We start from the raw sequence: 10,573 nt of genomic DNA, 5'->3' as shown, positions 1-10,573 counted from the left end.
TCCTGACCGAACTCGGCGTCGAACCCAAGGACGTCACCGGGCGCCCGCGCCGCCCCCTGTCCGTGGCCGCGCTCGTCGCCGAACTGCGCGCCACGACGGTCGACCCGCGCGTCTCGGACGCCCTCCGCCGGGCCGCGGCCCACCGGCTGGCCCGGCTCGCCGCCCTCGCCGACGACGACGGCCGTCCGCTCGTCCCGTCCGCGCACCCCTACCGCTGGTGGGGCATGTTCGAGCCGACCGAGTCCAGGGTGCCGCTGCGGAGCCGCGACCAGCCCGTCGTGCTCTCCGGCAGCGCCCTCGACCAGCTCGCCAACACCTGCGCACTGCAGTGGTTCCTGGGCCGCGAGGTGAAGGCCGACGCCCCCGCGACCGCCGCCCAGGGCTTCGGCAACGTGGTGCACGTCCTGGCCGACGAGGTGGCCTCCGGACACACCCCGGCCGACCTCGACGTCCTCATGGAGCGCCTCGACTCCGTGTGGAACGCGCTGGCCTTCGACGCGCCGTGGAAGTCGGCGCAGGAGAAGGAGAACGCGCGCGTCGCGCTCGAACGCTTCCTGAAGTGGCACGTCATGGACCGCGCCGGACGCACCCCGGTGGCCAGCGAGCACGACTTCGACGTCACCCTCGAAGCGGGCGACTACCAGGTCCGCATCCGCGGCCAGATGGACCGCGTCGAGGCCGACGGGGACGGCCGCGCCTACGTCGTCGACTTCAAGACCGGCAAGCAGGCGCCCGGCTCCGCCGAGGTGGCGCGGCACCCCCAGCTCGCCGTCTACCAGCTCGCGGTGCGCGAGGGCGCCGTCGACGAGGTCTTCGGCGGGGTGCGCCCCGAACCGGGCGGCGCCGAGCTCGTCCAGCTGCGCCAGGGAGCCGCCAAACGGGACGGCGGCGAGACCCTGCCCAAGGTGCAGGCCCAGCAGCCGCCGGAGGGGGAGTGGGTCGGCGACCTGCTGGCCACGGCCGCCGGCAAGGTCCTCGACGAACGGTTCGTCCCGACCACGGGACAGCACTGCGCCCATTGCGCCTTCCGGGCCTCCTGCAGCGCCCGGCCCGAGGGGCGGCACGTGGTCGAGTGACCGGCGTGACGCATCGCACCACCCGTGCCGACCTGCGGTTCCGCCGCCTCGGGAGGGCGATCCGGCACCCGGTGTCAGTGCCCGCCGCTAGCCTCTGGATGTGCCCGCTCGCATCACCGAACCCGATCAGCTCAAAGAGCTCCTCGGCATCCCGTTCACCCCGGAGCAGACGGCCTGCATCGTCGCGCCGCCCGCCCCGCAGGTGATCGTGGCCGGAGCCGGATCGGGCAAGACGACGGTGATGGCGGCCCGCGTGGTCTGGCTGGTCGGCACCGGTCAGGTCGCCCCCGAACAGGTGCTCGGCCTCACCTTCACCAACAAGGCCGCCGGTGAACTCGCCGAACGCGTCCGCAAGGCACTGGTCAAGGCCGGCGTCACCGACCCCGACCCCCTCCCGTCGCCCGGCCACCACCCCTCGACGACGGCGCCCGGCGCCGACCCCTTCCCGTCGGACCCGGGCGACCCCCCGGGCGAACCCGTGATCTCCACCTACCACGCCTTCGCGGGCCGCCTCCTGACCGACCACGGCCTGCGCATCGGCCTGGAACCGGCCTCCCGCCTGCTCGCCGACGCCACCCGCTACCAGCTCGCCGCGCGGGTGCTGCGCGAGGCCCCCGGCCCCTACCCGGCCCTGACCCGCTCCTTCCCCGACCTGGTCGGGGACCTCCTCGCCCTCGACGGCGAACTCGCCGAGCACCTCGTCCGGCCCGAGGACCTGCGCGCCCACGACGCCGAACTGCTGCGCACCCTGGAGAACACCAAGCTCACCAACGCCGACCTGCGCAAGGTCCCCGAAGCGGCCGCCGCGCGGCGCGAACTCGCCGACCTCGTGCTGCGCTACCGGGCCGCCAAACGCGAACGCGACCTGCTCGACTTCGGCGACCAGATCGCCCTGTCGGCCCGGCTCGCCGCCATCCCCGAGGTCGGCCGCGCCCTGCGCGACGAGTTCCGCGTGGTCCTCCTCGACGAGTACCAGGACACCTCGGTCGCCCAGCGCGTCCTGCTGGCCGGCCTCTTCGGCAACGGCACCGGCCACCCGGTGACCGCCGTCGGCGACCCCTGCCAGGCGATCTACGGCTGGCGCGGCGCCTCCGTCGCCAACCTCGACGACTTCCCCGAGCACTTCGCCCACGCCGACGGCCGCCCCGCCACCCGTCAGTCGCTCAGCGAGAACCGCCGCAGCGGCGGCCGCCTGCTGGACCTCGCCAACGGCCTCGCCGAACCCCTGCGCGCCCGGCACGCGGGCGTGGAGGCCCTCCGCCCGGCCCCCGGCGCCGAACGCGACGGCATCGTGCGCTGCGCCCTGCTGCGCACCCACGCCGAGGAGATCGACTGGGTCGCCGATTCCATCGCCCACCTCGTCCGCACCGGGAAGGCGCCCGGCGAGATCGCCGTGCTCTGCCGCACGGCGACCGACTTCGCCGAGATCCAGGGCGCGCTGGTCGCCCGGGACGTCCCCGTCGAGGTCGTCGGCCTGTCCGGGCTGCTGCACCTGCCCGAGATCGCCGACCTCGTCGCCGTCTGCGAGGTCCTCCAGGACCCCGGCGCCAACGCCTCCCTCGTACGGCTGCTGACCGGTCCGCGCTGGCGCATCGGCCCGCGCGACCTCGCCCTGCTGGGACGCCGCGCCCGGCTGCTCGTGTCCCACGCGCGCGTGCAGGACGACGACGATCCCGACCGGCGGCTCGCCGAGGCCGTCGAGGGGGTCGACCCGTCCGAGGTGATCTCGCTCGCCGACGCCCTCGACACGTTCCTGGAGACGCCGCTGGACGGCCGGGGGGACGACGACGGGCTGCCCTTCTCGCCGGACGCGCGCGTGCGCTTCGCCCGCCTGGCCGCCGAACTGCGCGACCTGCGCCGCTCCCTGGCCGACCCCCTCATGGACGTCCTGCACCGCGTCCTCGCCGTCACCGGCCTGGAGGTCGAACTGTCGGCGTCCCCGCACGCCCTGGCCGCCCGCCGGCGGGAAACCCTGTCCAACTTCCTCGACGTCGCCGCCTCCTTCGCCGCCGGCGACGGCGAGGCCACCCTGCTCGCCTTCCTCGGCTTCCTGCGCACCGCCGCCCAGTACGAGAAGGGCCTCGACAACGCGCTGCCCGGCGGCGAGAACACCGTCAAGGTGCTCACCGCGCACAAGTCCAAGGGCCTGGAGTGGGACGTCGTGGCCGTCCCCGGACTGGTCACGGGCACCTTCCCCAGCGGTCAGGGCCGCGAGAAGTGGACCGCCCAGGGCAAGGTGCTGCCGCACGCGCTGCGCGGCGACGCCGACACCCTGCCCGACGTCACGTCCTGGGACTCCCGGGGCCTGAAGGCCTTCCACGAGGCCATGAAGGAACACCAGCACACCGAGGAACTCCGCCTCGGCTACGTCACCTTCACCCGCCCCCGCTCCCTCCTGCTCGGCTCCGGCCACTGGTGGGGACCCAGCCAGAAGAAGCCGCGCGGCCCCTCCGAGTTCCTCCAGGCCCTCCACGAGCACTGCGCCGCCGGGTACGGCGAGATCGAGGTGTGGGCCGACGAGCCCGCCGAGGACGAGGAGAACCCCGCCCTGCACCGGGCCACCGGCGACCAGCTGTGGCCCCTGCCCCTGGACGACGCCGCCCTCGCCCGCCGCCGCGCGGCCGCCGAGACCGTCCTCGCCCACCTCGACCGCCTCGCCGCCCACCCCGACGGCCACCCCACGGCCGTGCACGACCCGGACACGTACGACGACCCGGACTGGCCACCGCCACCGGACGACGAGGATCCCTTCCCCGAGGAGGACGCCCCCTTCCCGGCCGACGATCCGGACGAATGGGACTCCTGGACCACCGGCCGCCCCACCATCCCGCACCAGGCGACGGCCCCGGAATCCACCGGGGGCCCCGGCGCACCGGAGGGCGCGCGCCCCCATCCCGCCGAGGCCCCGCGACCGGTCCCCACGGGGAGGACGGGACGGCCCGGCGGCGCCCCGCGGCCACGCCCCGCCGAGGAGACCGGAAGACTCCGGCTCACCCCCGAAGAGGCCCGCACCGTCGCCTCCTGGGACCGCGACCTCGACGCCCTCGCCGGAGAACTGCTGCGCACCCGCGAGAGCGTCACCGACGTCCCGCTGCCCGCCTCGCTCACCGCCTCCGAGCTGCTGCGCCTGGCCGCCGACCCGGACGGCTTCGCACAGGAGCTGGCCCGTCCCATGCCCCGCCCGCCGCAGCCCGCCGCGCGGCGCGGCACCCGCTTCCACGCCTGGGTCGAGGCCCGCTTCGAGGAACTCACCCTCCCCATGCTGGAGCCGGACGAGCTGCCCGGCGGCGCGGCCGAGATCGCCGACGAGCGCGACCTCCAGGCGCTCAAGGACGCCTTCGAACGCACCGAGTACGCCCACCGCACCCCCCACCGCGTGGAGGCCCCCTTCCAGCTGTCGATCGCCGGACGCGTCGTCCGGGGCCGCATCGACGCCGTCTACAAGGAGGGCGACGGGGACGGGGCGACGTACGAGATCGTCGACTGGAAGACCAACCGCGCCCGCACCGCCGACCCGCTCCAGCTCGCCGTGTACCGGCTCGCCTGGGCCGAGCAGCAGGGCGTTCCCCTGGAGTCCGTCAGCGCCGCGTTCCTGTACGTGCGCACCGGCGAGGTCGTGCGCCCCGACGCCCTGCCCGACCGGGCCGCACTGGAGCGGCTGCTGCTCCAGGAGCCGTCCGGTGAGATACCGCACTCCGAGGACGCCGGCGCGGGCCGATAGGCTCGTGAGCATGAGCCAGCCCGTTGACAGTGCCGTCGACGCCGTCCGTACGTACATCGCACAGCACCGCGCCGCCTTCCTCGACGACCTCGTCGAATGGCTGCGCATCCCCTCCGTGTCGGCCCGGCCCGACCACGCGCCCGACGTGCGCCGAAGCGCCGACTGGCTCGCCGCCAAGCTCAAGGAGACCGGCTTCCCGACCGCCGAGGTCTGGCAGACCCCGGGCGCCCCGGCCGTCTACGCCGAGTGGCCCTCCGCCGACCCCGACGCCCCCACGGTGCTGGTCTACGGCCACCACGACGTGCAGCCGGCCGCCCGCGAGGACGGCTGGGACAGCGAGCCCTTCGAGCCCGTCGTGCGGGGGAACCGCCTGTACGCGCGCGGAGCGGCCGACGACAAGGGCCAGGTGTTCTTCCACACACTCGGCGTCCGGGCCCACCTCGCCACCACCGGCCGCACCACCCCGGGCGTCCACCTGAAGCTCCTGATCGAGGGCGAGGAGGAGTCCGGCTCCCCGCACTTCCGGGCGCTCGTCGAACAGCACGCCGACCGGCTCGCCGCCGACGCCGTGATCGTCTCCGACACCGGCATGTGGTCCGAGGACACCCCCACCGTGTGCACCGGCATGCGCGGCCTCGCCGAGTGCGAGATCCGGCTGCACGGCCCCGACCAGGACATCCACTCCGGCTCCTTCGGCGGCGCGGTCCCCAACCCGGCCACCGCCGCCGCCCGCCTGGTCGCCGCCCTGCACGACGAGCACGCGCGCGTGGCGATCCCCGGCTTCTACGACGGCGTCGTCGAGCTCACCGACCGCGAGCGCGAACTCTTCGCCGAGCTGCCCTTCGACGAGCAGCGGTGGCTGAACACCGCCAGGTCCCACGGCACCCTGGGCGAGGCCGGATACAGCACACTGGAACGCATCTGGGCCCGCCCCACCGCGGAGGTCAACGGCATCGGCGGCGGCTACCAGGGACCCGGCAGCAAGACCATCATCCCGTCCTCCGCCATGGTGAAGCTCTCCTTCCGGCTGGTCGCCGGCCAGGATCCGGAGCACGTGCAGAAGGCCGTCCGCGCCTGGGTGCCCGGACAACTGCCCGAGGGCATCCGCTGCGAGCTCTCCTTCAGCCCCGCCACGCGCCCGTGCCTGACGCCGCTGGACCACCCGGCCCTGCAGTCCGTGGTCCGGGCGATGGGCCGCGCCTTCGAGACACCCGTCCGCTTCACCCGCGAGGGCGGCTCCGGCCCGGCGGCCGACCTGCAGGACGTCCTCGGCGCACCGGTGCTCTTCCTCGGCATCTCCGTCCCGTCCGACGGCTGGCACGCCCCCAACGAGAAGGTCGAGCTCGACCTGCTCCTCAAGGGCGTCGAAACCAGCGCGTACCTGTGGGGCGACCTCGCCGAGCACTGGCGGCACGCCCCCTGACCGCCGCACGCCGTCCGAACCGGCCGTCCGCGCGGGGCACACTGGAAGGGGCGCGCCGCCCCCCGCCGCCGGGCCCGGTCGCCCCCCCACCGCCCGTCCCGCCGAACCGCCCGCCGACCTGATCCGTTCCCCCGGGGGAGTTGGAAGCACCCGTGACCATCTGGACCGACCACACCGCCGACCGCCCCATCTCGCTCACCGCCCCGAGCGGCATCGACCGCGCCGCCCACCACCGGCTCGACGAGGCATGGCTCGCGGCGGCGTGGAGCCACCCCTCGACCCGCTGCTTCGTGGTCTCCGGCGGTCAGGTCCTCATCGACGAGACGGCGGACGGGCGCACCGAACTCGTCATGACCCCGTCCTTCGAGGCCCCGCTCACCGAGGCGCACCGCTACTTCCTGGGCACCGACGAGGACGGCGTGAGCTACTTCGCCCTCCAGAAGGACTCCCTGCCCGGCCGCATGGACGAGTCCGCCCGCCCGGCGGGCCTGCGCGAGGCGGGTCTGCTCCTGTCGCCGCGGGACGCCGGTCTGATGGTGCACGCCGTCGCCCTCGAGAACTGGCAGCGGCTGCACCGCTTCTGCTCCCGCTGCGGCGAGCGCACCGTCATCGCCGCGGCCGGCCACATCCGCCGCTGCCCCGCCTGCGGTGCCGAGCACTACCCGCGCACCGACCCCGCCGTGATCATGGCCGTGATCGACGAGCAGGACCGCATCCTGCTCGGCCGCCAGGTGCACTGGCCCGAGGGCCGTTTCTCGACCCTCGCCGGATTCGTCGAGCCCGGCGAGTCCATCGAGCAGTCGGTGCGCCGCGAGGTCCACGAGGAGGTCGGCATCGACGTCGGCGAGGTCGAGTACATCGCCAGCCAGCCCTGGCCGTTCCCGTCCAGCCTCATGCTGGGCTTCGTCGCCCGCGCGACCTCGACCGAGATCGACGTCGACGGCGACGAGATCCACGAGGCCCGCTGGTTCTCCCGCGACGAGCTCGGCGCCGCCTTCGAGTCGGGAGAGGTGCTCCCGCCCTACGGCATCTCGATCGCGGCCCGCCTGATCGAGCGCTGGTACGGCAAGGACCTGCCGACCCGCAGCGCCTTCTGACGGGACACACCGACGGGACACACGAGAAGCGGGGGGGGGGGGGGCCCGCGCCGGGGGGGGCCCCCCCGCCCCGGGCCCCCCCCCCCACCGCTCTTTCACGGGCCGCTCAGGCGCCGATCTTCTGCTTCACCTGCGCCAGCGACGGGTTGGTGAGCGTCGAGCCGTCCGGGAAGAGGACGGTCGGAACCGTCTGGTTCCCGCCGTTCGCCTTCTCCACGAACGCCGCGGACTCCGGGTCCTGCTCGATGTTGATCTCGGTGTACGCGATGCCCTCGCGGTCCAGCTGGCTCTTCAGCCGTCGGCAGTAGCCGCACCACGTGGTGCTGTACATCGTCACAGTGCCCGGCATGTCTCTCGCGCTCCTTCGGCGGCTCGGGGAAGTCCTCGCACTGGGGAACGTACTTGAAAGCGCCACCATTCCCGCGGTGGGTGTCCGGCCGCATCGACGAGGGGGTGTCCTGCCGCGTTCATACGACTGCGGGGCCCTGCCTGTGGACAACCGGCTCACCCGTCTCCGGCGACCTGGCAGCATGGCTGTGTGACAGCAGCAACGCACTCCACCCTCTTCCCGCAGGTACCGGACTCGGCCGACGCGGTGCTCGACGGGCTCGACCCCGAGCAGCGCGCGGTGGCCACCGCCCTGCACGGTCCGGTGTGCGTGCTGGCGGGCGCCGGTACCGGCAAGACCCGGGCGATCACCCACCGGATCGCCTACGGGGTGCGCGCCGGCATCCTCCAGCCCTCCAGCGTGCTCGCCGTCACCTTCACCAACCGCGCCGCCGGGGAGATGCGCGGCCGGCTGCGCCAGCTCGGCGCCGTCGGCGTCCAGGCCCGCACCTTCCACTCGGCGGCGCTGCGTCAGCTCCAGTACTTCTGGCCGAAAGCGATCGGTGGCTCCATGCCCCGGCTCGTCGACCGCAAGATCCAGCTCGTCGCCGACGCGGCCGCCGCCTGCCGCATCCGGCTCGACCGGGGCGAGCTGCGGGACGTCACCTCCGAGATCGAGTGGTCGAAGGTCACCCAGACCGTTCCGGCCGACTACGCGGCGGCGGCCGTCAAGGCCGGCCGGGAGGCGCCCCGCGATCCCGCCGAGATCGCCCAGCTGTACTCCGCCTACGAGGACCTCAAGCGCGAGCGCGCCGTCATCGACTTCGAGGACGTGCTGCTGCTGACCGTCGCCGTCCTGCAGGACCGGCACGACGTCGCGGAGCAGGTCCGCGCCCAGTACCAGCACTTCGTGGTCGACGAGTACCAGGACGTCAGCCCGCTCCAGCAGCGACTGCTGGAACTCTGGCTCGGTGACCGGGAGAACCTGTGCGTGGTCGGCGACGCCAGCCAGACCATCTACTCGTTCACGGGCGCAACCCCCGACCATCTGCTCGACTTCCGCACCCGTTACCCCGGGGCCACCGTCGTCAAGCTGGTCCGTGACTACCGCTCGACCCCCCAGGTCGTCCACCTGGCCAACGGTCTGCTCGCGCAGGCCGTCGGCCGTGCCGCCGATCACCGGCTGGAACTCGTCTCCCAGCGTGCGGCGGGGCCCGAGCCGGTGTTCACCGAGTACACCGACGAGCCCGCGGAGGCCGAGGGCGCGGCGCGCCGCATCCGTGAGCTGATCGACTCCGGGGTCCCGGCGAGCGAGATCGCCGTCCTGTTCCGCACGAACTCCCAGTCCGAGACCTATGAGCAGGCCCTCGCCGATGCCGGGGTGCCCTACCAGCTGCGCGGCGCCGAGCGGTTCTTCGACCGCCCCGAGGTGCGCAAGGCGGGCATCGCCCTGCGCGGAGCGGCCCGCTTCGGCGGCAACGACGCCCTTCTCGACGACGCCCCCGACCTGCCCTCCCAGGTGCGCGCCGTGCTGTCGGGCGAGGGCTGGACACCGCAGCCGCCGGCCGGCTCGGGTGCGGTCCGAGAGCGCTGGGAGTCACTCGCCGCCCTGGTGAATCTCGCCCAGGACTTCGCCGCCGCCAGACCGGGCGCCACCCTCGCCGACCTCGTCGCCGAACTGGACGAGCGGGCCGGCGCCCAGCACGCCCCGACCGTGCAGGGCGTCACCCTCGCCTCGCTGCACTCGGCCAAGGGGCTGGAGTGGGACGTCGTCTTCCTGGTGGGCGTAGCCGAGGGCATGATGCCGATCACCTACGCAAAGACCGGCGAGCAGATCGAGGAGGAGCGCCGTCTCCTCTATGTCGGTGTCACCCGGGCCCGCGAACGCCTCCACCTCTCCTGGGCGCTCTCCCGCTCACCCGGCGGCCGGCCGAACCGCCGTCCCAGCCGTTTCCTCGACGGGCTGCGGCCCGGCTCGAGCGCTGCCGCCGGTCGCGGTGGCGCGGGCGGCACGGGGGGCACGGGGGGCGTGGAGCGCGGTTTCTCCGGGGCGGTGTCCGCCTCGGCCGCGCCGGGCAGGGGGCGCAGGCAGCGCAGCCCCGCCCGCTGCCGGGTCTGCGGTCGCACGCTGACGGACGCGGGCGAGATGAAGCTGATGCGCTGCGAGGACTGTCCCTCCGACATGGACGAGGGCCTCTACGAGCGGCTCCGTGAATGGCGCGCCGATCAGGCGCGGCGCAGCGGGCAGCCCGCCTACTGCGTCTTCACCGACAAGACGCTGATGGCCATCGCCGAGACGGTCCCCGACGACGAGCACGGACTCGCCCGCATCCCCGGGGTGGGGATGCGCAAACTGACCCGCTACGGAGCGGACGTTCTGGCCATCTGCGCAGGCCGGGACATCGCCGGGGATCAAGAACAGGACTGATGCGAACTCGTCGGAAAAATAGTTTGCGCATGCCCCAGCGATCCCCATAGGTTCTTAGGCACGGGAACGGCGGCCTTCTCGGAGGCCCTGATTCCGTGTTGTACTTGCATACCCGTCGGACCGGCTCACCCCGGTCCCCGAAGCGCCGAGAGGAGGCGAGTCCAGTGATCAGCATCAACGCCAGCTCCATCGTCAAAATGACCGATCGCTCGTCCGTCTCCCTGTGCATGCTCGGCGCCTCGAACCAGGGCACCGGTGTGTCCGGCATTCCTGCCGCGCGCCCGGCGTCCTCCGTTGCTCCCTCGGCTCTTGCCGTCCGTGAGCGCGATGAGCGACCGACCAAGGCACTGGAAGCGGTAGTGGCACAGGCGCAGGCCTATGCCTTTGCGGCGGCCGGTGCCGGATTCCGGAAGCAGACGACGCAGCACCACCTGATGTGGGCCTTCCGTGGGCCAGAACCCTGGAGTGATCCAGCCTGATTCGATCAGGCCGGCGCCTTCA

At 73.5% G+C, this 10,573-nt stretch carries 7 protein-coding genes; 6 read left to right on the top strand and 1 reads right to left on the bottom strand.

Annotated elements, in window-relative coordinates; all coding sequences use genetic code 11:
- The 4 genes from RIM90_RS27585 to nudC form a co-directional block, all read left to right on the top strand.
- Nucleotides 1-1,076 (top strand): PD-(D/E)XK nuclease family protein (locus RIM90_RS27585; protein WP_309063465.1); only part of this gene is annotated, 1,076 nt, incomplete at its 5' end.
- Between the two features lie 100 nt (nt 1,077-1,176).
- Complete coding sequence (locus RIM90_RS27580) at nt 1,177-4,797, top strand: UvrD-helicase domain-containing protein (protein WP_309063464.1); 3,621 nt, start codon at nt 1,177-1,179, stop codon at nt 4,795-4,797.
- A gap of 10 nt (nt 4,798-4,807) precedes the next feature.
- Nucleotides 4,808-6,220: a dipeptidase gene (locus RIM90_RS27575; protein ID WP_309063463.1), complete on the top strand. Its 1,413-nt coding sequence runs from the start codon at nt 4,808-4,810 to the stop codon at nt 6,218-6,220.
- 152 nt (nt 6,221-6,372) lie between these two features.
- A complete protein-coding gene (nudC, locus tag RIM90_RS27570) occupies nt 6,373-7,317 on the top strand; it encodes an NAD(+) diphosphatase (RefSeq protein ID WP_309063462.1) in 945 nt (314 codons plus the stop codon).
- Nucleotides 7,318-7,423: 106 nt separating this feature from the next.
- Here nudC and RIM90_RS27565 read toward each other — a convergent pair whose 3' ends face one another.
- Nucleotides 7,424-7,666, bottom strand: a complete 243-nt coding sequence (locus RIM90_RS27565) for a mycoredoxin (protein ID WP_110630344.1) — start codon at nt 7,664-7,666, stop codon at nt 7,424-7,426.
- Nucleotides 7,667-7,855: 189 nt separating this feature from the next.
- Between RIM90_RS27565 and RIM90_RS27560 the strand changes: the two genes are divergently transcribed.
- Both RIM90_RS27560 and RIM90_RS27555 read left to right on the top strand, forming a co-directional pair.
- Nucleotides 7,856-10,072: an ATP-dependent DNA helicase UvrD2 gene (locus tag RIM90_RS27560; protein ID WP_309063461.1), complete on the top strand. Its 2,217-nt coding sequence runs from the start codon at nt 7,856-7,858 to the stop codon at nt 10,070-10,072.
- Nucleotides 10,073-10,236: 164 nt separating this feature from the next.
- Complete coding sequence (locus RIM90_RS27555; RefSeq protein WP_309063460.1) at nt 10,237-10,551, top strand: hypothetical protein; 315 nt, start codon at nt 10,237-10,239, stop codon at nt 10,549-10,551.
- Nucleotides 10,552-10,573 lie beyond the last annotated feature (22 nt).

Origin of the sequence: Streptomyces sp. (assembly GCF_031181555.1) — a bacterium.
Lineage (GTDB): Bacteria > Actinomycetota > Actinomycetes > Streptomycetales > Streptomycetaceae > Streptomyces > Streptomyces fimbriatus.
This window is presented reverse-complemented; position numbering and strand designations above follow the sequence as displayed.

Excerpts from the sequence above, each read along its gene's own strand:
- RIM90_RS27575 (WP_309063463.1), top strand. The coding sequence starts at position 4,808 with ATGAGCCAGCCCGTTGACAGTGCCGTCGACGCCGTCCGTACGTACATC.
- RIM90_RS27565 (WP_110630344.1), bottom strand. The coding sequence starts at position 7,666 with ATGCCGGGCACTGTGACGATGTACAGCACCACGTGGTGCGGCTACTGC.